The 25,650-nt window shown below is 44.7% G+C and carries 26 protein-coding genes; 23 read left to right on the forward strand and 3 right to left on the reverse strand.

The window, feature by feature from the left end; translation table 11 throughout:
• The first annotated feature begins 10 nt into the window (after positions 1-10).
• From ACFQ38_RS00100 to ACFQ38_RS00150, 11 genes are all read left to right on the forward strand, one after another.
• Positions 11-1,087, forward strand: coding sequence for a DUF3048 domain-containing protein (locus ACFQ38_RS00100; RefSeq protein WP_336822203.1), 1,077 nt, complete (start codon positions 11-13; stop codon positions 1,085-1,087).
• A gap of 29 nt (positions 1,088-1,116) precedes the next feature.
• Positions 1,117-1,437: a YerC/YecD family TrpR-related protein gene (locus ACFQ38_RS00105; RefSeq protein WP_336822204.1), complete on the forward strand. Its 321-nt coding sequence runs from the start codon at positions 1,117-1,119 to the stop codon at positions 1,435-1,437.
• A gap of 239 nt (positions 1,438-1,676) precedes the next feature.
• A complete protein-coding gene (pcrB, locus tag ACFQ38_RS00110; RefSeq protein ID WP_381479391.1) occupies positions 1,677-2,375 on the forward strand; it encodes a heptaprenylglyceryl phosphate synthase in 699 nt (232 codons plus the stop codon).
• A 54-nt stretch (positions 2,376-2,429) separates the two neighbouring features.
• Positions 2,430-4,664: a DNA helicase PcrA gene (gene pcrA, locus ACFQ38_RS00115; RefSeq protein ID WP_381479393.1), complete on the forward strand. Its 2,235-nt coding sequence runs from the start codon at positions 2,430-2,432 to the stop codon at positions 4,662-4,664.
• 12 nt (positions 4,665-4,676) lie between these two features.
• Entirely contained in the window at positions 4,677-6,689 is a 2,013-nt protein-coding gene (gene ligA / locus ACFQ38_RS00120; protein WP_381479394.1) for an NAD-dependent DNA ligase LigA, read from the forward strand.
• 6 nt (positions 6,690-6,695) lie between these two features.
• Positions 6,696-7,808: a CamS family sex pheromone protein gene (locus ACFQ38_RS00125; RefSeq protein ID WP_381479396.1), complete on the forward strand. Its 1,113-nt coding sequence runs from the start codon at positions 6,696-6,698 to the stop codon at positions 7,806-7,808.
• Positions 7,809-7,974: 166 nt separating this feature from the next.
• Complete coding sequence (gene gatC / locus ACFQ38_RS00130; protein ID WP_336822209.1) at positions 7,975-8,268, forward strand: Asp-tRNA(Asn)/Glu-tRNA(Gln) amidotransferase subunit GatC; 294 nt, start codon at positions 7,975-7,977, stop codon at positions 8,266-8,268.
• Positions 8,269-8,291: 23 nt separating this feature from the next.
• Positions 8,292-9,758 carry an Asp-tRNA(Asn)/Glu-tRNA(Gln) amidotransferase subunit GatA gene (gene gatA, locus ACFQ38_RS00135; protein ID WP_381479398.1) on the forward strand — a complete coding sequence of 489 codons (1,467 nt, stop codon included), beginning with the start codon at positions 8,292-8,294 and terminating at the stop codon, positions 9,756-9,758.
• Positions 9,758-11,188: an Asp-tRNA(Asn)/Glu-tRNA(Gln) amidotransferase subunit GatB gene (gatB, locus tag ACFQ38_RS00140; protein ID WP_336822211.1), complete on the forward strand. Its 1,431-nt coding sequence runs from the start codon at positions 9,758-9,760 to the stop codon at positions 11,186-11,188. Before gatA ends, gatB begins: the two co-directional genes overlap by 1 nt.
• A gap of 129 nt (positions 11,189-11,317) precedes the next feature.
• Positions 11,318-11,887 (forward strand): thioredoxin family protein, encoded by a 570-nt coding sequence (locus tag ACFQ38_RS00145; protein WP_381479400.1) that lies wholly within the window; start codon positions 11,318-11,320, stop codon positions 11,885-11,887.
• Positions 11,888-11,985: 98 nt separating this feature from the next.
• Positions 11,986-12,900: a diacylglycerol kinase gene (locus ACFQ38_RS00150; protein WP_336822213.1), complete on the forward strand. Its 915-nt coding sequence runs from the start codon at positions 11,986-11,988 to the stop codon at positions 12,898-12,900.
• A 43-nt stretch (positions 12,901-12,943) separates the two neighbouring features.
• On the opposite strand, the gene ACFQ38_RS00155 is transcribed toward ACFQ38_RS00150, so the two are convergent.
• On the reverse strand, positions 12,944-13,378 hold the full coding sequence (locus ACFQ38_RS00155; protein WP_381479402.1) for an NUDIX hydrolase: 435 nt from the start codon (positions 13,376-13,378) through the stop codon (positions 12,944-12,946).
• A 270-nt stretch (positions 13,379-13,648) separates the two neighbouring features.
• Between ACFQ38_RS00155 and ACFQ38_RS00160 the strand changes: the two genes are divergently transcribed.
• The 4 genes from ACFQ38_RS00160 (at position 13,649) to rlmD (ending at position 17,604) form a co-directional block, all read left to right on the forward strand.
• Positions 13,649-14,995 carry a cytochrome ubiquinol oxidase subunit I gene (locus ACFQ38_RS00160; protein WP_381479404.1) on the forward strand — a complete coding sequence of 449 codons (1,347 nt, stop codon included), beginning with the start codon at positions 13,649-13,651 and terminating at the stop codon, positions 14,993-14,995.
• Positions 14,992-16,017, forward strand: a complete 1,026-nt coding sequence (locus ACFQ38_RS00165; protein WP_381479406.1) for a cytochrome d ubiquinol oxidase subunit II — start codon at positions 14,992-14,994, stop codon at positions 16,015-16,017. The genes ACFQ38_RS00160 and ACFQ38_RS00165 overlap by 4 nt, the downstream gene beginning before the upstream one ends.
• Before the next feature lie 16 nt (positions 16,018-16,033).
• Positions 16,034-16,159: a cytochrome bd oxidase small subunit CydS gene (gene cydS, locus ACFQ38_RS00170; protein ID WP_336822217.1), complete on the forward strand. Its 126-nt coding sequence runs from the start codon at positions 16,034-16,036 to the stop codon at positions 16,157-16,159.
• Positions 16,160-16,233: 74 nt separating this feature from the next.
• Positions 16,234-17,604, forward strand: coding sequence for a 23S rRNA (uracil(1939)-C(5))-methyltransferase RlmD (gene rlmD / locus ACFQ38_RS00175; RefSeq protein ID WP_381479408.1), 1,371 nt, complete (start codon positions 16,234-16,236; stop codon positions 17,602-17,604).
• Here the strand turns inward: rlmD and ACFQ38_RS00180 are convergent.
• Both ACFQ38_RS00180 and ACFQ38_RS00185 read right to left on the reverse strand, forming a co-directional pair.
• Positions 17,601-19,025, reverse strand: a complete 1,425-nt coding sequence (locus ACFQ38_RS00180) for a recombinase family protein (protein ID WP_381479410.1) — start codon at positions 19,023-19,025, stop codon at positions 17,601-17,603. The two genes, rlmD and ACFQ38_RS00180, sit on opposite strands and share 4 nt — an antisense overlap.
• Positions 19,026-19,111: 86 nt before the next feature.
• Positions 19,112-19,741, reverse strand: a complete 630-nt coding sequence (locus ACFQ38_RS00185) for a LexA family protein (protein WP_381479412.1) — start codon at positions 19,739-19,741, stop codon at positions 19,112-19,114.
• Positions 19,742-19,893: 152 nt separating this feature from the next.
• Between ACFQ38_RS00185 and ACFQ38_RS00190 the strand changes: the two genes are divergently transcribed.
• From ACFQ38_RS00190 to ACFQ38_RS00225, 8 genes are all read left to right on the forward strand, one after another.
• Positions 19,894-20,139 (forward strand): helix-turn-helix domain-containing protein, encoded by a 246-nt coding sequence (locus ACFQ38_RS00190; protein ID WP_381479414.1) that lies wholly within the window; start codon positions 19,894-19,896, stop codon positions 20,137-20,139.
• 95 nt (positions 20,140-20,234) lie between these two features.
• Positions 20,235-20,384, forward strand: coding sequence for a hypothetical protein (locus tag ACFQ38_RS00195; protein ID WP_381479416.1), 150 nt, complete (start codon positions 20,235-20,237; stop codon positions 20,382-20,384).
• A gap of 139 nt (positions 20,385-20,523) precedes the next feature.
• Positions 20,524-20,844, forward strand: a complete 321-nt coding sequence (locus ACFQ38_RS00200) for a hypothetical protein (RefSeq protein WP_381479417.1) — start codon at positions 20,524-20,526, stop codon at positions 20,842-20,844.
• Between the two features lie 5 nt (positions 20,845-20,849).
• Positions 20,850-21,086: a hypothetical protein gene (locus ACFQ38_RS00205; protein WP_381479418.1), complete on the forward strand. Its 237-nt coding sequence runs from the start codon at positions 20,850-20,852 to the stop codon at positions 21,084-21,086.
• A gap of 76 nt (positions 21,087-21,162) precedes the next feature.
• Positions 21,163-21,633, forward strand: coding sequence for a hypothetical protein (locus tag ACFQ38_RS00210; RefSeq protein WP_381479420.1), 471 nt, complete (start codon positions 21,163-21,165; stop codon positions 21,631-21,633).
• Positions 21,630-22,820, forward strand: a complete 1,191-nt coding sequence (locus ACFQ38_RS00215; protein WP_381479422.1) for a DUF2800 domain-containing protein — start codon at positions 21,630-21,632, stop codon at positions 22,818-22,820. The genes ACFQ38_RS00210 and ACFQ38_RS00215 overlap by 4 nt, the downstream gene beginning before the upstream one ends.
• Before the next feature lie 46 nt (positions 22,821-22,866).
• Entirely contained in the window at positions 22,867-23,457 is a 591-nt protein-coding gene (locus ACFQ38_RS00220) for a DUF2815 family protein (protein ID WP_381479424.1), read from the forward strand.
• A 63-nt stretch (positions 23,458-23,520) separates the two neighbouring features.
• Positions 23,521-25,467, forward strand: a complete 1,947-nt coding sequence (locus tag ACFQ38_RS00225; RefSeq protein ID WP_381479425.1) for a DNA polymerase — start codon at positions 23,521-23,523, stop codon at positions 25,465-25,467.
• Positions 25,468-25,650: the final 183 nt, after the last annotated feature.

A 25,650-nucleotide genomic window follows, 5' to 3' on the forward strand; every position in this document is an offset into this window, starting at 1 on the left:
GGACCCGAACATGAAAGGGAATATGAGAGGCTGGCTGCTATTATTAGCCGTAGCAATGTTGCTGTTATCCGCATGCTCAAAAAAAGAAAAAGTAGATGCGGAAGAAGAAGTCAATGAACCTGAAGAAAATGAAAAACCAATAATTGTTGAAGAGGAGGAACCAGAAGAAGAGGGCCGTCTCCTCTTCCAAGATCCATTTACAGGAGTGTGGTCAGAGGAAGAAAAGAAAGATCGACCTGTCCTTGCAACGATCAATAACCATCCATTGGCGCGACCACAGTCTGGCATTAGTCAAGCCGATGTCATTTATGAATTTTTAGCTGAAGGCAATGTGACGAGATTTTTGGCTTTATTCCAAAGTGATCTACCGGAGCAGATCGGGCCTATCCGTAGTGCGAGAGATTATTTTGTTTACATGGCTAAAGGAATGGACGCTTTTTACGTTGCACATGGCTACAGTCCAGACGCCCAAAAGCTGCTATCGAGCCGATATGTCGACAATGTAAACGGTATGCAATACGATGGGACGTTATTCAAGCGATCCAAGGAGCGGAGGGCGCCGCATAACTCTTATATTAGTGGTGAAAATGTCATAGCAGCGATGGAAAAAACAAACTCCTCAACAGTCATGGAAAAAACGCCTCCTTTTTCTTTCCATGAATCTACGGAGGGTGCTAAAATAGGAGATATCGCTTCAAACATTGTCATTAAATTCAGCGCGAATGAAGATTTCATTAGTACGTTCACCTATGATTCAACGAAAGAGACGTATGAGCGGGCTGTTAAAGGCAATGTAACGATAGATAAAGAGAACGATGAGCCGGTGGAAGTTTCAAATATAATTGTGTTAGAAGTGCCGCATCGGACAATTGATAGTGTCGGCAGACAAGCTGTTGATATTGAATCCGGCGGCAAAGCAATGCTTTTCCATGCAGGAATTGCAAAAGAGATTGAATGGAAAAATCTTGACGGCTTTTTAGTTCCTACGGAAAACGGTATTCCGGCAAAATTGGTTCAAGGAAAAACTTGGATCCATATCATACCGACAACTGCGGGAATTGACAAATCGGTCACTTTTACTCCTTAATCAATTCAACAGGAGAGGGAGGTAAGGGCATGCAAATCGATAAAATACGCGGCGAGCAGATGGATCAGCTATTCAAGGCGATTTTGGAATTAAAGGATTTGGATGAATGCTATACATTTTTTGATGACTTATGTACGATGAGTGAGCTACAGTCGATGGCGCAAAGATTGGAAGTAGCGCACGCACTAAGACTGAAAAAGACATATGATCGTATTCAAAACGAAACTGGTGCAAGCACAGCAACGATTTCACGGGTGAGACGCTGTGTCGACTATGGTTCTGGCGGGTATAATACTGTGTTGGATCGCCTGTATCCTGAGTTAATCGCACAAACTGAACAGAATAAGTAAAAATCGGGCGGAGAAGCTATCCGCCCGGTTTTTTTGGTATACTGTACAATGAAACTTCACTTAGCAGGAGCAACGTCTCCGAAGTTTACAAGAAGAATCAAATCATTTCATTAATTGTTTATAACCACTGCCATCCAAGATTTTAGCAAAATCTTAGGGGAAGGGGATTTACAGTTAATGAATGTAGGAGAGCTATGTCAATTACATAGGTAAACAATGAATTATAGGTGGGTTAAACAATGGATTATCAATCTTGGCGCCACGCCTTTAAAGTGGACCCTGCAAAAACAATAACAGACGAACAGTTGGAGTTGCTTGCGGAATCGGGAACAGATGCCATCATAGTTGGCGGAACTGATGGTGTGACGTTGGAAAATGTTCTTGATTTATTGGCAAGAATCCGAAGGTTTTCAGTCCCAGCTGCATTGGAAGTGTCGACTATCGACTCCGTCACGCCTGGGTTTGACTATTTTTTCATCCCTACCGTATTAAACTCGACGGATACGAAATGGATGAACGGTATCCATCATGCTGCATTAAAGGAATATGGCCACATGATGAATTGGGATGAAATCATAACCGAAGGCTATTGCATAATGAATCCGGAATGCAAAGCAGCCGAATTGACTGGTGCACGGACTGTTCCTGATGAAGAAGATGTGATCGCCTACGCAAGAATGGCTGAGCATTTGTTTACTCTTCCAGTTTTCTATTTGGAGTATAGCGGCAAATTTGGCGATGTAGACGTCGTTCGTGCAGCGGGCAGCGTTCTTGAAAATACGAAGCTGTTTTACGGCGGCGGCATCCGCAATGCAGAGCAAGCGAAACAAATGGCTACAATCGCAGATACAGTTATCGTTGGCAATATTATTTACGAAGATTTGAAAGCAGCTTTATCGACAGTTGAAGCAGTGAAATCAGTTTCAGTCTCCCTTTGACACGGATCATCAGTTATAATAAAGAACAAACGTTCCATGGAAGGCGGGATACTTTTGAATAGATTATCGGAAGATTTACTAGCAGGCATGAACCCTGAACAAGCGCGGGCAGTGAAAAAAACGGAAGGCCCTTTGCTCATCATGGCGGGCGCTGGCTCTGGAAAAACGAGGGTGCTGACACATCGGATCGCCTACTTAATCGTAGAGAAAGATGTCTACCCTTCAAAAATATTGGCCATCACATTTACAAATAAAGCAGCACGCGAAATGCGGGAGCGGATCGATGGCTTATTGGGTCCGGGGACTGGTGAACGGATGTGGGTATCGACATTCCACTCAATGTGTGTCCGCATTTTAAGAAGTAATATTGATCGGATCGGCATTTCTAAAAACTTTTCAATTTTGGATGGATCTGATCAGTTAACGGTCATTAAAAACATTTTGAAGGAGAAGAATATTGATCCGAAGCAATATGAACCGCGTTCGTTATTAGGTGCCATCAGCTCTGCGAAAAACGAATGCATCGACGCAGAAACATACAAGGCACAAGCAAATCCGCATAATCCTTACGAAAAGACGATTGCAGAAGTTTATGAAAGCTATTCGAAAAGACTTCGCCAAAACCAATCATTAGATTTTGATGACCTCATTATGATGACGATTAAGCTATTTGAACGAGTACCAGAAGTCCTTGAGTTTTATCAAAATAAATTTCAATACATCCACGTCGATGAGTACCAAGATACGAACCATGCGCAATATCGCCTTGTTAAAATGTTGGCGGCGAAATTCCGCAACCTTTGTGTCGTAGGTGACTCCGACCAATCGATTTACAGATGGAGAGGCGCAGACATCGGCAATATTTTGTCTTTCGAGAAAGATTATCAAGACGCGACAGTCATTTTGTTGGAGCAAAACTATCGTTCAACGAAACGCATCTTGCAGGCGGCAAACGATGTGATTCAGAACAATCGAAGCCGGTACGATAAAAAACTCCGAACAGAAAATGATGAAGGTGAAACAATTACCGTTTACAAAGCATCCGATGAAAAGGATGAATCACAATTTATCGTTCAGAAGATCATTGAGCTAAAAGAGGAGAAGAATCTTTCATTAAATGACTTCGCAATCCTATATCGGACGAACGCCCAGTCGCGTGTCATTGAGGAATATTTAGTTAAATCAAATTTGGATTATACGATCGTAGGAGGCACGAAGTTCTATGACCGCAAGGAAATTAAGGATTTACTCGCTTATTTGCGATTGATTGCGAATAATGATGACGACTTATCGCTCGCACGGATCATTAATGAGCCAAAGCGTAGCATTGGAGCAACTTCATTTGAACGGATGGCCATGTTTGCGCTTGAAAATGACCGTTCTATTTTTGATGCTTTACAGGAAGTCCATTTTATGGGCTTAACTGCGAGAGCTGCAAACGAAGCGACAAAATTCCGGGAGCTGATTGCCGGTTTTACACAGATGCAGGAATACTTGTCAGTCACTGAATTGGTGGAGCAAGTGTTGGAAAAAACAGGCTACCGGGAAATGCTGGAACGGGAAAAGACGATCGAGGCGGAAAGCCGTTTAGAAAACATCGATGAGTTTTTATCCGTCACTGAAGCGTTCGAAAAGAGAGCGGAGGAAGAAGATAGTGACCGTTCTCTGATCGCTTTCTTGACCGATTTGGCACTTATTGCGGATATCGATTCTTTAGATAAAGAGGAGAACCAACAAAGTGAAAAAATCGTCCTAATGACGATGCATGCCGCAAAAGGTCTTGAGTTTCCTGTCGTTTTTGTCATCGGGATGGAAGAGAACATCTTCCCTCATTCAAGATCAATCGGCGACGAAGCAGAAATGGAAGAGGAAAGGCGGTTAGCTTACGTAGCCATTACACGTGCGGAGCAGAAGTTATTTTTAACTTGCGCAGGTTATCGTACGTTATTTGGCCGTTCGAATTTCAATAATCCGTCCAGGTTCATTAATGAAATATCGGAAGACATTACTGAAGTTGTTTCTGTTAATCAGGACTATCCATTTGGCGGCGGTTTTGTTCAACAGAAAACTCCGGTGCGTCCTGCTGTTAAAAAGCCGGTTTTAAAGGCGAGCGGCGGCGACAAAATTGGTTGGAAAGCTGGAGATAAAGCCGTTCATAAAAAATGGGGCACAGGCATGGTCGTTAGTGTCAAAGGCAATGCAGATGATGTTGAACTTGACATTGCATTCCCGCAGCCAGTCGGCATTAAGCGGTTGTTGGCCAAATTTGCCCCGATAGAAAAAGCATAGGGAGAGGAAATCATGGATCGAAACGAAATTGAAAAACGTGTCCGGGAACTCAACGATTTGCTCAATGAGTACGGTCATGCGTATTATGTTTTGGATAAGCCGCTTGTACCCGATTCCGTATACGATCAGCACATGCAAGAGCTGTTATCCCTTGAGAAGCAGTACCCGGATTTGATCTATCCAGACTCTCCGACGCAGCGGGTGGGCGGCGAAATACTATCCGGATTCGGAAAAGTCGTCCATGAATTCCCGATGCTCAGTTTATCCAATGTATTCAATGAAGAAGATATTCGGGATTTTGATAGGCGCGTACGAGCAGGTGTTGGGGGAGAGGTTACGTATATTTGCGAGCTAAAGATCGATGGTTTGGCTGTATCGTTGAAATATGAAAACGGCTTATTTGTCCAAGGTTCGACAAGGGGCGATGGGTCTGTCGGTGAGGATATTACAGCCAATTTGAAAACAATCCACTCCATCCCATTGAAGCTTACGGAGCCAGTGACGATTGAGGCGCGTGGAGAGGCATATATGCCGAAAAAGTCGTTTGTAAAATTAAATGCCCTGCGCGATGAAAATGGTGAAGAGCCATTCGCGAATCCTCGGAACGCAGCTGCGGGCTCTTTAAGGCAGTTGGATCCTAAAATTGCTGCAAGTCGAAACTTATCCATTTTCATTTATGGAATCGGCGGGGACGGCAGCGCTTACGGGCAAGATAGCCACTCGGATTCATTGGACTATTTGCATTCGTTAGGCTTTGAAACGAATAGCAATAGCAAGCGTTGCAAAACGATTGAGGAAGTAATTGAATTTGTAGAAGCTTGGCAGGAAAAGCGTCAGTCTTTGGACTATGAAATCGATGGCATCGTTATAAAAGTTGATGGTTACGAAGATCAGGAGCAATTAGGCTTTACCGCAAAAAGCCCTAAATGGGCGACTGCATACAAGTTTCCAGCGGAAGAAGTGCAAACAAAACTGATTGATATCGAATTGAGCGTCGGCAGGACAGGTGTCGTCACGCCGACAGCTATTTTGGAACCAGTCCGTGTAGCTGGAACGACTGTCGGAAGAGCTTCTTTGCATAACGAGGATTTGATCAAAGAAAAGGATATTCGAATTGGCGATACGGTCATCATCCGTAAAGCAGGTGATATTATTCCTGAAGTCGTCATGCCAATAGTCGACTTACGGACTGGGGATGAACAGCCTTTCGATATGCCGGATCATTGCCCGGTCTGCGACTCCGAGTTGATTCGCATAGAAGGAGAGGTAGCGCTCCGTTGCGTGAATCCGCAATGTCCGTCTCAAATGAAAGAAGCACTCATCCATTTTGTTTCCCGCAATGCTATGAACATTGAAGGAATTGGGGAGCGTGTTATTGAGCAGCTCTATACTTCCGGGCTCGTTCACGATGTATCCGATCTTTACCGTTTAACAAAAGAAGACTTGCTTTCATTGGAACGAATGGGCGAGAAATCGGTCACAAACTTACTGTCTGCGATTGAACAATCGAAAAAGAATTCGTTAGAGCGGTTATTATTTGGTCTTGGCATCCGCCATGTCGGAGCGAGGGCTGCGATGATTTTATCCGAAGAGTTTGGCACGATGGACGCCATTGCAGCAGCGGATGAGGAACGTTTAACGTCCATCCATGAAATTGGTGAAAAAGTTGCCGATTCCATCGTCACGTTTTTTGGCAATGAAGATGTCAGCGCAGTATTAAAGAAGCTGAAGGATTATGGAGTGAATATGGATTATAAAGGCAGAGCCCGAAGTGAGGTTCCATCCGAAGGACCATTTGCCGGGAAAACGGTCGTATTAACAGGGAAACTATCCATTTTGACGCGTAATGAAGCGAAGGAAAAAATCGAAGCATTAGGTGGAAAGGTGAGCGGGAGCGTTAGTAAAAAGACGGATCTTGTCATTGCCGGTGAAGAGGCGGGTTCCAAACTATCCAAAGCAGAAGAACTTGGTATTACCGTTTGGAATGAAACAGAGTTGGTCGAAGCACTCGGCGAAAAGGAGTAATTAGCAATGAAAAGGTTATGGTTTATGTCCAGTTTGTCGGCGGTCCTTCTCTTAGGGGGCTGCCTGCCGTCATTTGGTCCAGATCAAGAAGAAGTTATACAAGAAAACGAAGAGCAATTAGAAGAAACAGTAATGATTCCGGATATGCAATTGAAAGAGGAGTTTTATAATACGGTCCTTCCATTCAAGAAAAGTGCAAGTCGCGGCCTAGTCGTCAACAATATTTACACAAAATACGACATGCAAGAGGCGGAAGAAGGTCTTTTACGGCTTTCCGCACTGCATTTTGATCCGAAAAACTATTATTTCCAAGAAGGTCAATATATTGACAGGAAAACTGCCAATGCATGGCTGGCGAGAAGTTCCGTGAATGATGCAGGGCTCAACCCACCTTCCGGTAAAGAAGGAGAGGATGATGCCCCGATCTATCTCGCACATATTGTGGAGCAGAACTATTTGACGATGACGGATGACAAGAAGCTTCGATTATCAGGCATTTCAATCGGTCTCGCGTTAAATTCGGTCTATTATGGAGCAGATGGCAAGGAGACAGAGCTTTCTGATGAGGAACTGCAAAAGAAAGGGATTGAAATGGCGGACACGATTGTCAGCAGGCTGAGGGCAAAAGAAGGACTAAGTGATATTCCAATTGTTATCGGTTTGTTTAAACAGGAAAAACGAAATTCAATCGTGCCAGGTACTTATTTTGCGACTGCTTATGCGGACAAAGGAAAAAGTTCGGCAAGCGGCTGGAAAGAAGTGAATGAACAATACGTCTTGCTGCCAGCTTCTTCAAGCATTGATAATTATCGTGAGATCAATACAACCTTTAACAATTTTAAACAAGATATCGATGAATATTTTCCGAGCTTCGTTAATGTCATTGGTACCGCATTTTTAAAAGAAGGACAAATGAGATCGCTGAAAATTCAGGTGCCAATTCAGTTTTATGGAACGAGCGAGACGATCGGATTTACTCAATATATGACATCGCTCGTCAATAAATATTTCTCGAAAATTGACATAGAAGTGAGCATTACGTCAGTAAACGGGCCAGAAGCATTAATCGTTAAAAGAGCGAACGAAGAAGAGCCCTTCGTCCATATTTACGGTTATTAATGTAACTTATCATAACAATGGGTTAAAAAGGGAAACATCTTTTTATAGATAATTTATTTTTTAAATGCATAGCGAACATGTCTTTGCCGGGTGGATCGTCGCTTTTCATCCGCCCGTGAAGGTGGTATCATTGATCGTACAATTGTGTTACGGGGAGGAACAAACGATGACAACAAAATTTACAAGTGCCGATGTGCAATATTACGCGAACTTCGCAAGAATTGCCGTTACAGAAGAAGAAGCGGAAATGTATGCGGAACAATTGGCTGAACTGATCGAATTCGCTAATGTGCTACAAGAAGCCGACACGGAAGGCGTAGCACCGATGACACATCCCCTCCAGATTTACAATGTGCTAAGGGAAGATGTGCCGGCAGACATTTTAAACCGTGAAGAAATGCTTTCAAGCGTAAAAGAGCACGAAGCAGGAATGATCAAAGTTCCAAATATCCTGTCATAATCGGGTTTATAGGAGGATTAAAGATGACGTTAACGACAAAAACGGCTACAGAACTTCAAAAGCTTTTACATAATCGGGAAGTGTCTGTCAAAGAAGTAACTGAGGATGCATTGAAGCAAGTTGCAAAATTAGACGGACAAGTGCAAGCATTTCTTACAGTGACAGAAGAAGCTGCACTTTCAAAGGCGGAGCAGTTAGATAATGCGCCGATGGAAAACCGCGGTCCACTTTTCGGGCTACCGATCGGGATTAAAGACAATATCGTCACAAAAGGAGTAACGACAACTTGTGCAAGCAAAATGCTCGAAAACTTCGTTCCAGTTTACGACGCGACTGTTGTTGAAAAGATCAATGATGCGGGCATGATCTCAATCGGCAAATTGAATATGGACGAGTTTGCAATGGGATCGACAACAGAGCGTTCTGCTTTCAAAACAACACGCAATCCATGGAATTTGGAAACAGTTCCGGGTGGATCATCCGGCGGCTCGGCTGCTGCAGTTGCAGCTGGAGAAATTCCATTTGCATTAGGTACGGATACTGGCGGCTCTGTACGCCAACCAGCAGCGTTTTGCGGTATCGTCGGGATGAAGCCAACCTACGGCAGAGTTTCTCGTCACGGTCTTGTCGCATTCGCTTCTTCTTTAGACCAAATCGGTCCGCTGACTCGCACTGTAGAAGATAATGCATTGCTATTGCAGGCGATTGCAGGTATTGATCGCCACGACTCTTCTTCTTCCGACAAAGCTGTCGAAAATTATAGCGCAGGATTAACGGGTGACCTAAAAGGCATGAAAATTGCCGTTCCAAAGGAATACCTTGGTGAAGGCGTTGCAGAAGACGTGAAAGCCGCAGTGCGCAAAGCATTGAATGTTATGGAATCTCTTGGCGCAACATGGGAAGAAGTGACGTTGCCGCATTCAAAATACGCATCACCGACATATTATGCGATCGCAACTGCAGAAGCATCTTCGAACCTTGCTAGGTTCGATGGTATCCGCTATGGCTATCGCCCTGAAGGTGTCACGAATTTAGATGAAATCTATACACGCTCCCGTGCGGAAGGTTTCGGTGAAGAAGTGAAAAAGCGTATTTTTTACGGTACGTATGCATTGAGCGCGGATCATCATGAAGATTTGTATGTAAAAGCACAAAAAGTGCGAGCTTTGATTGCACAAGATTTCGCAACATTGTTTGACAAATATGATTTGATCGTTGGACCAACAAGCGCAACGACTGCCTATAAAATCGGCGGTGTAGTTCACGATCCGATTACGCTTTACGCGAATGATCTCCTAACTGTGCCGGTAAACTTAGCGGGTATTCCAGCTCTTTCTGTTCCTTGCGGCTTTGCAGACGGATTGCCGATTGGCCTTCAATTTATTGGCAATCATTTTGACGAAATGACAATTTATAAAGCAGCACATGCATACGAACAGGCGACAGATTTCCATAAACAAACTCCATCTATCGGGGAGGGGAATGAATAATGAATTTCGAAACAATTGTCGGGTTGGAAGTGCACGTTGAACTGAAAACCGATACAAAAATTTTCTCATCTGCACCAGCCCATTTCGGTGCAGAACCGAATATGAACATCAATATTACAGACTTAGCTTATCCGGGGACATTGCCTACGCTGAACAAAAGGGCAATTGACTTTGGAATGAAGGCTTCTATGGCGCTTAATTGCGATATCGCTCCAGTAATGAATTTTGACCGGAAGCATTATTTTTACCCGGATAACCCAAAAGCGTACCAAATTTCTCAAGATGAACGTCCAGTCGGTTCAAATGGCTGGATTGAAATCGAGGTGGAAGGCAAGAAGAAGAAAATCCGAATTGAACGCGTCCATCTTGAAGAAGATGCAGGAAAGCTGACACACTCTGAAAATGGATATTCGCTTGTCGATTTGAATAGACAAGGAACACCACTTATCGAGATTGTTACAGAGGCGGATATCCGCTCTCCTGAAGAAGCGTACGCATTTCTTGAAAAACTGAAAGCGATCATCCAATACACAGGCGTTTCGGATGTCCGAATGGAAGAAGGGTCCCTTCGCTGTGATGCGAATATTTCATTGCGTCCGTATGGCCAAAAGGAATTTGGAACAAAAACGGAACTGAAAAACTTAAACTCCTTTAACTTCGTGCGTAGAGGGATTGCGAATGAAGTGGAGCGCCAAGAGAAAATTCTATTGGCTGGCGGTACGATTCAGCAAGAAACACGAAGATACGATGAAGCGACTGGACAAACAGTCCTTATGCGTGTAAAAGGAAGTGCGAATGACTATCGTTTCATTAACGATCCTGACTTGCCTGAGATCCATATTGACCAAGCTTGGATGGACCGAGTCCGCGCTGAAATTCCTGAACTGCCGGATGCTCGTAAAGAGCGATACGTGTCTGAATTAGGATTGCCTGAATACGATGCGCATGTTTTAACATTGACGAAAGAAATGTCCGATTTCTTTGATGCGACTGTCCAAGCAGGCGCAGATGCTAAATTGGCATCCAACTATTTGATGGGTGAAGTATCTGCCTATTTGAATGCAGCGCAAAAGGAATTGCATGAAACAGCATTGACGCCGGAAGGTCTTGCAGGCATGATTAAGCTCATTTCCGATGGCACAATCTCTTCGAAAATCGCGAAGAAGGTGTTTAAAGAATTGGCCGAAAATGGCGGAGATGCAGCCGAAATCGTTAAAGCGAAAGGTCTTGTCCAAATTTCCGATGAAGGTACATTGCGCAAAATCATTACGGAAATATTAGATGCAAACGAGCAATCGATTGAAGATTATAAGAACGGTAAGGACCGTGCTGTCGGTTTCCTTGTTGGTCAAGTAATGAAAGCGACGAAAGGACAAGCGAACCCTCCGTTAGTGAATAAATTACTTCTTGAAGAAATTAACAAACGATAAAGAGTTGCGTCCTATGCGTGAGGAATTGGTCCGCATAGGGCGTTTTATGATGGATTTTCTGCTTGAATCCACTTATTTGATTCGCTGGATCATTAGATTTACACTTAAGAAAAAGGAGTGTGAGTGGGCATGAAGACAGAAAAAGAGTACTTTGAAAGTGGAATTGCCTTATCGGATTATATGGAGCGGATGGAGAAGCATAAAGACAACAGCTTTGGCATTTACGAAAAGTTTGAAGTACCGCAAGACGATGAATTTATTACAATGTTAAAAGACAAGAAGCCAAATGTCCTCATTATTACAGAAGATTGGTGCGGAGACGCAATGATGAACAATGCAATCTTACGCCGAATCGCAGAAGCCGCCGATTTGGATGTCAAAGCTGTTTATCGCGATGAAGATACGGATTTAATTGATCGTTATTTAACGAATGGCGGCAGATCCATCCCGATTTATTTGCTGCTTGATACGAATGGAGAAGTCATTGCAAAATGGGGACCACGTGCGGCTTCCATCCAAGAAGACGTTTTGGAAAGAAGAAAGCAATTGCCGGCGAAGGACGATGCCAACTATGAAGAAGCGCATAAAAAATTCATTGATAATTTAATGACTGAATATACAACAACACCTGAACTATGGCTCACTGTGTATGAAGATATTCGAAAAACGTTCATGCCTGCACTGCAAGAAATATCTTGATAGAGCTGCAAGCAACTTATAGAGTGGCATTAACGTCCTATTGCCGGACAGAACATGAATCATGCAGCAGAATTAGTATGAATTGAGAGGGACGTAGGATGAAGCGTGCACGCATAATTTACAATCCAACAGCAGGACGAGAAGTATTTAAAAAGCATATAGCTGAAGTCCTCGAGAAATTAGAACAAGCGGGGTATGAAACATCCGCTCACGCGACAACCGGTGAAGGAGATGCAGTGGAAGCTGCAAAACAAGCGGTTGAAAGAGGATTTGATATAGTCATTGCTTCCGGAGGGGATGGTACGCTGAACGAAGTCGTATCCGGTGTCTCCGAATTTGAAAATCGTCCGAAGTTAGGATTGATACCTACTGGAACGACAAATGATTTTGCCCGTGCTTTACGCATTCCACGAGATATAGATGAAGCTTTAGATATTATCATTAAAGGCGATACAATTCCAGTCGATGTCGGCAAGATGAATGATCGTTACTTCATTAACATCGCTGGCGGAGGTAGAATGACCGAGCTGACGTATGAAGTGCCAAGTAGATTGAAAACCCTATTAGGGCAATTAGCATATTATTTAAAAGGAATTGAAATGCTGCCTTCCATCCATTCAAGTGATGTGCGCATTGAATACGATGACGAAGTGTTTGAAGGGGAAGCGATGCTCTTCTTAGTCGGGTTGACGAATTCGGTCGGAGGACTGGAAAAGCTTGCACCCAATTCAAGCATTAATGATGGCAAATTTTCATTATTCATCTTGAAGAAGTGCAATATCGCTGAGTTCATAAGAATCGTTTCACTGGCAATCCGCGGAGAGCATTTAGATGACCCACTTCTTATAGCTACACAGGCTGAAAAAGTGAAGGTCACGTCATCGGAAGAAGTTTTGCTCAACTTGGATGGTGAATATGGTGGGGTACTTCCAGCTACTTTCACAAATCTTTATCGCCATATTGAAATGTTTGCCCCGATCGATCAACTGCGCGAGCAGGATCGGATCGAATAATGATGAAAGCTGCACGGCTCACAACGCCATGCAGCTTTTATATTTAAGTAATAAATTCAATCGCCTCATCCTGTTCAGCGGCAAGCTCAGGCAATTGGTCGACCGGCAGCCATTTGCAGTGGAAAATAAGTCCATCGTCTTTTCCGGTACTATGCACTTCGTTATCCCATTCCTCGATGCCCTCTCCAGTAAATGACAGATGAAAAATGTTTCGTTCGTGTATGACATCTTCCCGATTTTCGGGAAAATAGTTCCTCTTATTCACTTTCCCTTTTAGCTCAAGCTGTTCGCGATGCAAGCCTGTTTCTTCTTCGATTTCTCGATAGAGCGCATCGATGAGCAATTCATCTTCCTCAATCGTTCCACCAGGCACTTGCAATCCCGCTTCTGGATGATCCTTCTGTTCGAACACAAGGATTTTACGGTCATCATTTTCCCCTTTTGTAATGTAAGCCAATACTTTTCGTTTAATTTCCATTGTGTCCACCTCGCTTTAATTAATCTATTATACGCAAGATTCATATATTTCTCAAGTGGCTGTTTACGTTGAAAAACTTTCACATGTTTTTGATTTACCCATTGTTATTCCTCTCTGAATTAGGGAAAAGATATATACAGACTTAAAAGGTGGGGTGCTTATGTATAAAAAACAGGAGAAGCGTCTAATCTATCTGTCATTTATCGTGGCCGGCATTATGCTCCTATCCATATTAGGGCGAATTTTTGGTAGTTAAAGGAGGAACATTAGATGGGGAATGAAGATGCGGTTTTTTATTCGCGCGTGTTAACAGAACTGACATTATCCTTCCATATTATTTACGCGACAATCGGTGTCGGTGTTCCGCTAATGATTATGATTGCGCAATGGGTAGGCATTAAGAAAAATGACGAGCATTATATATTGCTTGCACGTCGTTGGGCGCGTGGTTTTGTCATAACAGTTGCGGTAGGTGTCGTAACGGGTACGGCTATTGGTTTACAGCTGTCATTATTATGGCCGAATTTCATGGAATTGGCGGGGAATGTCATCGCACTTCCGCTCTTCATGGAAACGTTCGCATTCTTTTTCGAAGCAATATTCTTAGGGATTTATTTATATACATGGGACCGGTTTGAAAATCAAAAGAAGCATTTGCTGCTATTAGTGCCGGTCGCTATCGGCGCTTCATTTTCCGCAGTATTCATTACGATTGTGAATGCTTTCATGAATGCACCGCGTGGTTTTGATCTTGTAAACGGAGAATTGGTCAACATCAATCCGATCATTGCGATGTTCAATCCAGCGATGCCGACAAAAGTTGCGCATGTCGTTATAACGGCATACATGACTTCAGCTTTCATATTGGCGGCAATTGCGGCTTTCCGCCTTTTAAAAGGATCCAACCATATATACCATAAAAAGGCACTTCATTTAACGATGAAGCTTGGGTTGGTATTTGCGATAGCATCCGCAATCATCGGTGACTTTTCAGGTAAATACTTAGCGGAATACCAGCCGGAAAAGTTGGCGGCAGCCGAGTGGCATTTTGAAACGAAGGAAGGCGCTGAGCTTTTGTTGTTAGGTGTATTAAAGGACGGCGAGCCGAAATATGCGATTAAGGTGCCGTTCGGATTATCTATTTTGGCTCATAATAATCCGAAAGCAGAAGTGATCGGCTTAGATCAATTCCCGGTTGATGAACAGCCGCCATTGTATATTCATTACCTATTCAACATTATGGTATTCATCGGCATGTGGATGGTATTATTGGCCGCTTGGTATTTAATCGGCATGAGGAGAGGCTGGAAGAACGTCCGGACGAATTGGTTTAGATGGTTGATCGTGTTAGGCGGACCACTTGTTGTGTTGGCAATTGAATCAGGATGGTGGCTTGCTGAAGTTGGTCGCCAGCCTTGGATTTTGAGGCATATTATGCGTGTTGATGAGGCGGCAACGACGAGTGGGCAAGTTGATGTAATGCTGATGTTGTTTGCGCTGCTTTATTTAATATTAGGTATCGGAAGCGTTGTTGTTCTTCGGAGAATGTTTAAACGGAATCCGGTGGAACGTGAATTGGAGGAACGTCACATGGAAAAGGGCGGTGATGTGCAATGAACCTTGAAATCATCGGAATTTCCGTTCTTTGGACATTTTTGTTTGGCTATATTCTTGTCGGCGCAATTGACTTCGGGGCAGGCTTTTTCAATGCCTATAGCCTGTTAACGGGAAAAGAACGCATCTTGACGAAGGTAATTCAACGTTACTTATCCCCAGTCTGGGAAGTGACGAATGTATTTTTAGTGTTTTTCTTCGTTGGCATTATCGGCTTCTTTCCGAAAACTGCATTTTATTATGGCACGACGCTATTAGTGCCGGTTAGTTTCGGAATCATACTATTGGCGATCCGTGGCTCATATTATGCTTTCGAAACGTATGGTGCAAGAAGACATAAAGGCTACTCTTTTATGTATGGGCTCGCAGGCTTGCTGATACCCGCTTCGTTATCGATCGTTTTGACGATATCAGAAGGCGGATTCATTGAAATGGTGGACGGTCATCCGGTATTGGACTATTGGGAGCTATTTACAAGTCCGCTCACATGGTCGATCGTCGTCTTGAGCTTGTCCGCTACGCTTTATATATCGGCTGTTTTCTTAACATGGTATGCAAATAAAGCAGGGGATCGTGAAGCGACGGACTTGCTGCGCAAATACGCGCTTATTTGGTCATTGCCAACAATTATTACGGCGGGTGGCATCATTTTTGAGCTGAGTAACCATAATTACGAACATTACGCAAATATCCAAACGTTTTGGCCGATGTTTCTTATCTCCTTCATTCTGTTCATCGGAACGGTTTGGCTATTTTGGAGGCGGCGCCATTACGGCTGGGCGTTCGGTATGCTTGCCGGGCAGTTCGCCTTTGCATTCTTCGGCTATGGGGCATCGCATTATCCCTATTTGCTATACCCATATTTGACAATTTACGATAGTTTTACGAATCCCGCAATGGCCATCTCACTGATCGTCGCATTTATATTAGGGCTATGCTTGCTCATCCCTTCACTCATTTTGCTAATGAGGCTATTCCTGTTCAATAAAGCGTACGTCAAAGGAAAAAAGAATTTCCATGCTTAGCATAGGAGGAAAAGACATGTCCACTTTCATTATTTTCTATGCGCCTTTCATTATTTTGATTGCAGCGATTGTCATTGGCTTTATCGTTGCACCGATGGATAGGGCGGTTGGAAAGGAAGAACAAAACGACGGACGTCCTTAAAAGGGGCGTCCTTCTTTATGATTAAGGCGAAAAACATGATAAACTGTGTACATACGAAATTTGGAGGAAAAACTATGTCTTTTATTGTAAATCAACATGACCGCCTTACCGTTCAAGTGGAAGATATGACACATGACGGATCGGGTGTCGCTAAAGTCGAAGGGTATCCGCTATTCATCCCGGGAGCTTTAGTTGGCGAAGAAGTGGAAATTGAAGTCGGAAAAACATTGAAAAATTACGGGTTCGCCCGTCTATTGAATATAAAGAAACGTTCAGAGGACCGAGTTGAGCCTCCATGCCATGTGTTTTGGGAATGCGGAGGCTGTCAGCTCCAACATTTATCATACGAAGGTCAATTGAAGCAAAAGAGGAAGACAGTGCGTGACGTCATTGACCGGATTGCGAAGCTTCCTGACGTGCCTGTCCATCCGGTAAAAGGGATGGAAGACCCTTGGCGCTACCGCAATAAATCGCAAATCCCTTTCAGTGAACAGAATGGGAAAATTGTTTCCGGCTTTTATAAATCAAGGACGCATCATATTGTCGATACAGATGTATGCATCATCCAAAGCGAAGAAGCAGACGAACTCATGTCAACGCTGAAACACCATATGTTTGAATTGGGCTTATCCGCGTATGACGAGAAAACACATAAAGGGATGCTTCGCCATTTGATCGTCCGAAAAGGGCGGGCAACTGGGGAAGTGATGGTTGTACTTGTGATGACGAAAAAGAAGTTCCCACAAAAAGATGCGGTCATTGACATGATTAAAAAAGTCGTGCCCGAAGTGACATCGATTATGCAAAACATTAACAACGAAAAAACGAATGTCATTTTCGGCAATGAAACGATTAATCTATACGGAAAATCAGTCATCATTGACGAGATTGGAGACACAAAATTCGAAATTTCCGCTCGTTCCTTCTATCAGGTGAATCCGGTGCAAACCGAGGTACTCTACAGACAAGCACTGGACTATGCACAGCTAACCGGAAATGAAGCGGTTATTGACGCCTACTGCGGCATCGGCACAATTTCCCTCTTCTTAGCTCAAAACGCGATGGAAGTGTATGGTGTCGAAATCGTACCACAAGCAATTGAAGACGCTAAACGCAATGCCGAACTGAACGGCATTACAAATGCCCACTTCGAAGCAGGAGCGGCGGAGGACGTTATCCCACGTTGGTATGCGGAAGGAAAACGGTTTGACGTATTAGTCGTTGACCCACCTCGGAAAGGCTGCGACGAAAATCTGTTGCAAACGATTTTGAAATACAAACCGAAACGTGTTGTCTATGTATCGTGCAACCCGGGGACGTTAGCAAGGGATTTACGAATTTTGGAAGACGGCGGCTATCGAACGAAGGAAATACAGCCGGTAGATATGTTTCCGCAGTCGAGTCATGTTGAAGTTATTTGCAACATAGAATATGAGGGCGATTAAAACGCCCATTCTATGTTAATATGGTCATTAGAAACGATTATTTTATTGATTAGTTTGGCGACTAACAATCGTTTCGTGTCGGTTTCCTCGTTGTCCCAATCAAAGTCGGACAACTGGGAAACTGTTTCTTTTATGTCTTCTAAATTATTTACTTCAATTTCACCTTTTACTTCTTCTATGTGCTGTCGGATTTTATCCCGATCCGCTTTCAAACCCTCCATTTTCTTTGACATGATTTCCAGAGGAATGTTGTCCAGGCTATACAGATCAATCAATTTTGCTATTTGCTTGTCTATTTGCTGTGCTTCTTTTTCTAATGTCTCAATCTTTCCTGAAACGTCACTTTCACCTGTTCGGTATTCCTCTACAAACCGCATGTTCACTTTCTTGATCTCATCAAAGATGAGTTGCTCAAATTTCTCTTTACGTTCCGAACTCTTTTGACAGCTTCTGTCCTTTATCATATTTTCGCGGTGGCCTTGTCTTGAATAACAAACATAATATCGCATGTTGTCTCCATTTTTAAGTTTCCCTCCAGTTCTCCCGAACATGCGCGCTCCGCAATGGCCGCAATAGACCAGGCCGCTGAAGATGTATTGCTTCCGAAAAGGTTCTTCTGTAACTGTACGCTTTTTCAGAAGCTCCTGGGTACGGGAGAAAAGTTCTTCCTCAATGATCGGCTCATGAAGTCCATCGTATACAACACCCTTATATTTAATCTTCCCGGTATAGAGCGGATTGCATAGGATATTCCGAACTGTAGTTTCACAGGCTAACACTCCAGGGAACTTGTCCTGGATTTTCTTGAAGATTTTATAAACGCCAAGACCTTTGTTATATTCAGTAAAGATCGTTCTAATGCACTCAGCTTCGTATTCGTTGATACATAAAGCCCCGTCTATATAGTCATAGCCTGTCGCAATCCGGGTTTCACCACCACCGCCATGCCATTTTCCTTCCTTGGCCCTTTCTTCTTTTCCCATGATTGTACGCTCACGGATCTGTTCACGCTCCAGCTGGGCGAACACAGAAAGTATTCCTATCATGGCGCGACCGAATGGTGTGGAAGTGTCGAACGATTCATTCATACTTATGAAGTCTACGTTGTTTTTCAAGAACACTTCTTCAATCAGGAACAAGGTGTCCTTCTGTGAACGACTGAGACGGTCAAGCTTGTATACCAGGACAAGATCTACAACACCTTTCTCTATCTGTTTAATCATTTCTTGCAAAGCGGGCCTGTCCATATTGGCTCCGGAATAAGCGGGATCGGTATACACTTTCACGATGGTGTACCCTTTTGCTTTGGCATATGCACGCAACCGTTCTTCCTGGGCTCCTATAGAGTACCCTTCTTTCGCCTGTTCCTGAGTAGATACTCGAATATAGATAAACACACGCAGAGACGTTTTCTTAATCATCCATACTCACACCTTCCTCCAAACCGTTAAAGAAAAAGAGTAGCGCATGAGCCACTCTTCTCTACATTAATCTTTAGCGCTAAAAATTAAAGTTTGTATTTCACTTCCACGGCCTTACCAATAATTCGTGCCGGGTTCTCTTCAGTGACGACTATAGGCTCATGCTCACGGTTGATAGGTACAAGCAACACTGTGTTGCCTTGTCGTGTCACTTTTTTTAATGTTGCTTCAGTGTCGCCATTTAGGAGTACAGCAGCAATTTCGCCATATTCCACTTCTGGCTGCTCACGGATAAGTACATGAGAGCCATTTGGTATAACCGGCTCCATGCTGTCACCCTTAGCTTCTAAGTAGTAAAGAGTCCCACTTGGAAGCTTGTCTTTCGGTTCTTCACGATAACCCTTGATGTTTTCTTCAGCGAGGATCGGATCACCGCAAGCAATTGTTCCAAGAATAGGGATCAATACTGTATTAGGGGAAGCTGGTTTCAAGTTGTCCGGTATTTCGCTTTTATCCAACAAAATGTCTAAATGCGAAACTCCCAGAGCAGCCGCTATTTTTGGGATATCATCCATGTTTATTTTCCGAGTTCCCTTCAAATACCTTGAGACTGTACTCCTATCGACACCGATTCTGTTCGCTAATTCAGTTGGCTTCATATCTTTTTGGTCAAGTAATTTTTGAATGTATTCAGCCACTTCAGTAGAGTTTCTCAATATTTTCACCTCCTGAATTTCACTATAACATGTTTCCTAATAGGAAACAATAGTCTTTAAAAAATATAAAAAAGAATATTTTTGTGGAATTGTGTTGACGCATCGGAAACAATGATATAATATAAGGTCACACAGAAAGTGAGGTGATGGTCTTGAAGTTCAACTACAATCGTTTGAAAGCTGAACGTATTGCAAAAGGATTGACTGTACAGGACATGGCAGACGTTTTGGAGGTAACAAAGGGAACGTATTCCAAGAAAGAAAACGGAAAACTTCCCATCACGGTGGAGGACTTCTCCGTTATTTCAAGCAAGTTAGGGATAACGCCTAACGATATAAACATTTTTTTTACTATTGATGTTGCCAATATGGAAACAAAAGATTCCGCTTGCATTTAATATTGGGGGCCATTACGGCACGGAGTCCATCAACGGATGGCTGAGGAATGGACGTGAAATACTCAGCACCCAACGAAATGAAAGGGAGTGCAACTATGAAGCGCATTATCAATAAAGACAAGAATGGTCATATCATAAAGGATTTGTCGAAAGTGAAACTCCCGAAGGAGTTAGAAGTTAGTCTCTTTAAAATCCTCAACCCCGGGATAACGGTCGAAGAGGTGAAGTTCAGCGGAGCATCCTGAGATACGCTGAACCATGCTGACCGGTTAGTGAAAGGAGGAACTGCCTTGAAAATCAAAGCGAAAATCTGGAATGGTCTGACACTGGAACAAAAGCTTGGCCTCTTGTACTTTGCAGCTAAACGTTAAAGGGGGAAAGGAAATGTTGAAATTCGACATACCTTCTGCAGCTTCCATGGCAGATCTTGCGAAGCAGAAGGAACAGGAATTTGAAACAGCGGTCATGGAGGGTCCGGTTTTTCGGGATATTATGCAGCGGATTGAAAACGCGGCACTTGAAGGCAAAACAGCAATATCAGTTACGGTGCAGGATTTTGAACACCGACAAGCCTTGAATGTAATCAGCAAGTATCTAACTGCTGCCGGATATGTGCATAAGCATGAGGATAAGTCTTCTCCGTTCAACTTGATTCCTGAAGTAAGTATTTCCTGGGGTCCAGGCGCTACGCCTGAAAGGAGGTGAGCCGGATGGATGAACTGACGAAAACGCTCCTCGATGAATTGGAAAAGAAACACGGTGAAGAGTTGAATTTGAACGATCACCACTACTTCTTATTCTACAAAGACGGTCTGTTTCAGATCTACTTTGATGAAGATGAAAAAACCATCAAAGTTGACGTAGATTTCATGGGTGATGCGGGGAAAGTCTATTTCACTGATAAGCGGATGGAAGAGGAACTTGAAATCTTTGGTGGCGAAAAGTAAAACACCCACTCGGCAAAGTGGGCGCTTGGAAAAATATTGTTTGAACAATTATAACACGTAACGGGAGGAAACAGTAATGAATTTAAAAATTACAATTGACGCGCCTGAACTGGCAGGGGCGATTGAAAGCTTGGCTGCTGCTCTCAGTTCAATGAATAACCCTTTACCTTTGACAACTCCAGCAACAGCAAAGCAAGAGGAAACAAAAGAAATTGATAAGTCAAAACAGGACAAGCCGAAAGCTGAAACCAAAAAGCAGGACGCTCCAGCCAAGGAAGAAACAAAACAGGATCCGGTCAAAGAAGCGCCAAAGCAACGGACGAAATCGGAACCAACACCAACACCGGAGGCTGAAGGGGATGAAAAAGCGGAACAGCTGATTTCTCTTGAAGTGGTCCGCGGCAAGCTGGCCGATTTCTCGGCAGGTGGAAAAGAGAATCAAAAGCAAGTAGTGGACGCTCTCAGCCGTTTCGGTGTGAAGAAACTGACTGATGTTAATCCGGCTGATTACAAGAAACTGCTTGAACTTGTAGGGCTATCGGTATGACAGTACCACACAGTGAAAGAGCACACGCGAAGCTGAGCGCTTCCGGATCATCCCGCTGGATGGCCTGTACTCCTTCCGCAGCACTTGAAAGCGACAAGCCTGACACTTCTTCCATATTTGCTGAAGAGGGTACGGCAGCGCATGAGCTTTCAGAGATTTTCTTACTTCATGAAATCGGAGATATAAGTAAACGGGCGCGCTCCATTCGTCTGAACAAATTCAAACGGACGAATGAACACTATTCCCAGGCCATGGAGGACTACGTTCAGTCCTATGTAGACGTAGTAATGGAACGGGTGAATGAAGCCCGCGCTTCCACGCCGGACGCACTTGTCTTGATCGAACAGCGGCTTGACTTCAGCGAATGGGTACCGGAAGGCTTTGGAACCGGTGACGTGCTGATCTTGGCCGATGGACAGCTTGAAGTCGTGGATTTGAAGTATGGAAAAGGCGTCCCGGTGGACGCTGAGAACAATTCACAAATGCGCCTGTACGGTTTAGGTGCTTATGACCGGTACAGCATGTTGTATGACATTGACCGGGTACGTATGACGATTGTTCAGCCACGCTTGGACAGCATTTCAAGTGAAACCCTATCGGCAGTTGATTTGCTTGCCTGGGGTGAAAACGAAGTGAAACCGAAAGCGGAAATGGCCTGGAACGGCGAAGGCGAATTTGTTCCGGGATCACACTGCCGGTTTTGCAAAGTAGCTCCGGTCTGCCGGGCACGCGCTGAAGAGAATCTGAAGATGGCTGAATATGATTTTGCGGATCCGCCAACTCTTTCCCATGACGAGATTGCAAGAATACTGGAGCAGGCAGACGAGCTTCAGAAGTGGGCGAAAGATATCGCTGAATATGCGCTTGAACAGGCTGAGAAGCACGGCGCCAAGTTTGACGGCTGGAAGCTGGTCGAGGGTCGAAGCAATCGGAAATACACGAATCCGGAAGCAGTCGCTGAGCTGCTGCTTGAACAGGAATATGAGCCTGCTGCCATCTTCAAACCGCAGGAACTCAAAACTATCACGGCCCTGGAGAAAGAGCTTGGCAAGAAGGTATTCGCTGAAGTCCTGGCGGACTTGATTGAGAAGCCGCCTGGAAAGCCTACCCTTGTTCCAGTATCGGATAAACGCCCGGAACTGCAATCCAGGGAATCGGCTGAGGACGACTTTGCCGACAGTCTATGAAACATTGAAAATCAAAAAATATTAAAATCACTGGAGGAATTTTAACATGGCTAAATTGACAGGAACTAAACTCATCACAAACGAAGTGCGCGCTTCTTACGCACAAGTATTCGAACCGGCTTCCATGACGGACCGTGATTCTGACGCGAAGTATTCCATTTCACTTCTCATTCCGAAAGAGGACACGGAAACAATCGAACTGATTGAGGAAGGCATTGAAGCAGCACGCAAGGGCGGCGTTGAAAAGTTCGGGAAGAAGTTCCCGCTGAAGCCGAAAACGACATTCCGCGACGGCGATGAAGAGCGTCCGGATGATCCAGCGTATGCAGGCCACATGTTCTTGAACTGCTCATCTAAAACGAAACCGGGCGTAGTGAAAAAGGCTCCAGCTGGAAGCCCGGTCAAGACAATCGAGATTACAAGCGAAGATGAATTTTATAGCGGATGCTATTGCAAAGCGGCAATCAACTTCTACGCATACAACTTCAACGGCTCCATGGGGATTGCGGCAGGGCTGAACAACCTTCTCTTTACCCGTGACGGCGAGCGTTTCGCTGGGAAAGATGCTGCTGAAAATGACTTCGCTGAAGAGCTTGACTTTGAAGATGACGGTGACGAGCCTGACTTCTTGTCTTAATAAAATCGAATAGGGGGCTTCCAGGCTCCCTATTTTTGTACAAGAAAAGAGGGAGGGGGATTCTTGAAAACTCTAAATATCGACATTGAGACATACAGCGGCGTGGATCTGTTGAAGTCCGGAGTGTACGCCTACGCCGATTCGCCTGATTTTGAGATTCTATTGTTTGCCTACTCCGTAGATGGCGGCCCGGTTGAGGTGGTAGACATGGCCCAGGGCGAACAGTTGCCTGACGATATTCTTGAAGCCTTGACAGATGACAGCATCCAGAAAATCGCATACAACGCGAACTTTGAACGGACGTGTATCGCGGCGCAATTCGACAAGCCGATGCCGCCCGAACAATGGAAATGTACAGCGGTTGACGCTTCCCGGCTTGGCTTACCAGGTTACTTGGAGGGCGTGGCCCAGGCGCTGAAGCTGGACATTCAAAAAGATACAGCGGGTAAGGCGCTGATCCGATACTTCTCACTTCCGTGTAAACCGACAAAGACCAACGGCGGACGTACCCGAAACCTTCCGGAACACGATCCGGAAAGATGGCAGCAGTACATTGACTATAACCGCCGTGATGTTGAAGTGGAAATGGCCATCCGGCAGAAGATAGATCCGGCGCTTGAAGTAAGCAAGTTTGAACAGGATCTTTGGTCACTGGATCAGCACATAAACGACCGTGGCGTCCAGCTGGATAAAGTGCTCATGGAACAAGCCATCGTTTGTAATGAAGAATTTGCGGGGCAGCTCATGGAGGAATCCAGGAAGTTGACCGGATTGGCCAATCCGAACAGCCGCGCCCAGCTGCTGGAATGGCTGAAGGAAAACGGGGCCAAGACGGAAACACTCCGGAAAGATGACGTGGAACGAATGTTGAAAGATGATATCACGCCGACCGTTCGCACGGTCCTGGAGCACCGGCAGGAACTTTCCAGGGCGTCCGTTTCGAAGTACAGGGCAATGGAGCGGGCTGTCTGTTCAGACGGACGTGTGAGGGGCCTGCTTCAGTTCTACGGAGCCGGCAGGACGGGCCGCTGGGCCGGTCGCCTGGTGCAAGTGCAGAACCTGACAAAGAACTACATTCACGACATTGAAAATGCAAGCAAGCTGGTGAAGGCCGGCGCTTTCGATGCCATTGACTTGCTCTTCAAGGAAAGCCGGAACGATATCCTTTCTCAGCTTATCCGGACGGCGCTTGTCGCTTCTCCGGGGAACCGTTTGATTGTGTCTGACTTCAGCGCAATTGAAGCCCGCGTGATTGCCTGGTTCGCCCAGGAGAAATGGCGCCTGAACGTTTTCCAGACGCACGGGAAAATCTATGAAGCATCGGCCGCGGAAATGTTCAACGTACCGATTGAAACGATTGACCGCGGATCACCGTTACGGCAAAAAGGTAAAGTCTCCGAATTGGCCCTTGGCTATCAAGGCGGGCCTGGTGCACTTGTCTCTATGGGCGCCTTGGACATGGGCCTTGAAGAAGGGGAGCTGCAAGGCCTGGTGGACGCCTGGCGAAAAGCGAACCCAAAGATTGTAGATTTTTGGTGGGCGTGTAACCGTGCTGCTATCGAAGCGATCCAATACAAGTCGAAAGTCCGGACGCATGGCGTGGAGTTCCATCATCATAGGGGGATTCTTTACATCACACTGCCAAGCGGCAGGAAGCTGGCATACGTAAAGCCGCGGATCATCACAGGGAAGTTCGGACAGCCGTCCATTGAATTTGACGGCTTGAACGCTGCAAACAAATGGGGTCCGGTTGAAACATACGGCGGAAAGCTTGTGGAGAACATCGTCCAGGCTACCGCCCGGGATTGTCTGGCATACGCCATGATGAACGTCGAGAAAGCCGGCTACAAGATCGTCATGCACGTCCATGACGAATTGGTGACTGATACGCCTTACGGCTTTGGAAGCCTGGCAGAAGTTGAAGAAATCATGTCACAGCCGATTCCTTGGGCGCCGGGGCTGCCGCTGGATGCAGACGGCTTTGAAACTGAATTTTATATGAAAGATTAAAAGAGGGCGAGAACTATGCTGAAATACAACTGTTGCGCAAAATGCGGTGAAGAAGATGATGAAATTCTCGTGTGTGATCGTTGCGGCATTGATATTTGCGAGAAATGTCTGTCTTACGTATCTTTTGCAATAACATTGTGCCTTGATTGCGGTCGGCAAGGAAAAAGAAGCCGAAGCTTTGAA

This window comes from Sporosarcina contaminans (genome assembly GCF_042679045.1).
Lineage (GTDB): Bacteria > Bacillota > Bacilli > Bacillales_A > Planococcaceae > Sporosarcina > Sporosarcina contaminans.

Coding starts and splice junctions, on each gene's coding strand:
- ACFQ38_RS00100 (WP_336822203.1), top strand. CDS start 11: ATGAAAGGGAATATGAGAGGCTGGCTGCTATTATTAGCCGTAGCAATG.
- ACFQ38_RS00105 (WP_336822204.1), top strand. CDS start 1,117: ATGCAAATCGATAAAATACGCGGCGAGCAGATGGATCAGCTATTCAAG.
- pcrB (WP_381479391.1), top strand. CDS start 1,677: ATGGATTATCAATCTTGGCGCCACGCCTTTAAAGTGGACCCTGCAAAA.
- ligA (WP_381479394.1), top strand. CDS start 4,677: ATGGATCGAAACGAAATTGAAAAACGTGTCCGGGAACTCAACGATTTG.
- ACFQ38_RS00125 (WP_381479396.1), top strand. CDS start 6,696: ATGAAAAGGTTATGGTTTATGTCCAGTTTGTCGGCGGTCCTTCTCTTA.
- gatC (WP_336822209.1), top strand. CDS start 7,975: ATGACAACAAAATTTACAAGTGCCGATGTGCAATATTACGCGAACTTC.
- gatA (WP_381479398.1), top strand. CDS start 8,292: ATGACGTTAACGACAAAAACGGCTACAGAACTTCAAAAGCTTTTACAT.
- gatB (WP_336822211.1), top strand. CDS start 9,758: ATGAATTTCGAAACAATTGTCGGGTTGGAAGTGCACGTTGAACTGAAA.
- ACFQ38_RS00145 (WP_381479400.1), top strand. CDS start 11,318: ATGAAGACAGAAAAAGAGTACTTTGAAAGTGGAATTGCCTTATCGGAT.
- ACFQ38_RS00150 (WP_336822213.1), top strand. CDS start 11,986: ATGAAGCGTGCACGCATAATTTACAATCCAACAGCAGGACGAGAAGTA.
- ACFQ38_RS00155 (WP_381479402.1), bottom strand. CDS start 13,378: ATGGAAATTAAACGAAAAGTATTGGCTTACATTACAAAAGGGGAAAAT.
- ACFQ38_RS00160 (WP_381479404.1), top strand. CDS start 13,649: ATGGGGAATGAAGATGCGGTTTTTTATTCGCGCGTGTTAACAGAACTG.
- ACFQ38_RS00165 (WP_381479406.1), top strand. CDS start 14,992: ATGAACCTTGAAATCATCGGAATTTCCGTTCTTTGGACATTTTTGTTT.
- cydS (WP_336822217.1), top strand. CDS start 16,034: ATGTCCACTTTCATTATTTTCTATGCGCCTTTCATTATTTTGATTGCA.
- rlmD (WP_381479408.1), top strand. CDS start 16,234: ATGTCTTTTATTGTAAATCAACATGACCGCCTTACCGTTCAAGTGGAA.
- ACFQ38_RS00180 (WP_381479410.1), bottom strand. CDS start 19,025: ATGATTAAGAAAACGTCTCTGCGTGTGTTTATCTATATTCGAGTATCT.
- ACFQ38_RS00195 (WP_381479416.1), top strand. CDS start 20,235: ATGAAGCGCATTATCAATAAAGACAAGAATGGTCATATCATAAAGGAT.
- ACFQ38_RS00200 (WP_381479417.1), top strand. CDS start 20,524: ATGTTGAAATTCGACATACCTTCTGCAGCTTCCATGGCAGATCTTGCG.
- ACFQ38_RS00205 (WP_381479418.1), top strand. CDS start 20,850: ATGGATGAACTGACGAAAACGCTCCTCGATGAATTGGAAAAGAAACAC.
- ACFQ38_RS00210 (WP_381479420.1), top strand. CDS start 21,163: ATGAATTTAAAAATTACAATTGACGCGCCTGAACTGGCAGGGGCGATT.
- ACFQ38_RS00215 (WP_381479422.1), top strand. CDS start 21,630: ATGACAGTACCACACAGTGAAAGAGCACACGCGAAGCTGAGCGCTTCC.
- ACFQ38_RS00220 (WP_381479424.1), top strand. CDS start 22,867: ATGGCTAAATTGACAGGAACTAAACTCATCACAAACGAAGTGCGCGCT.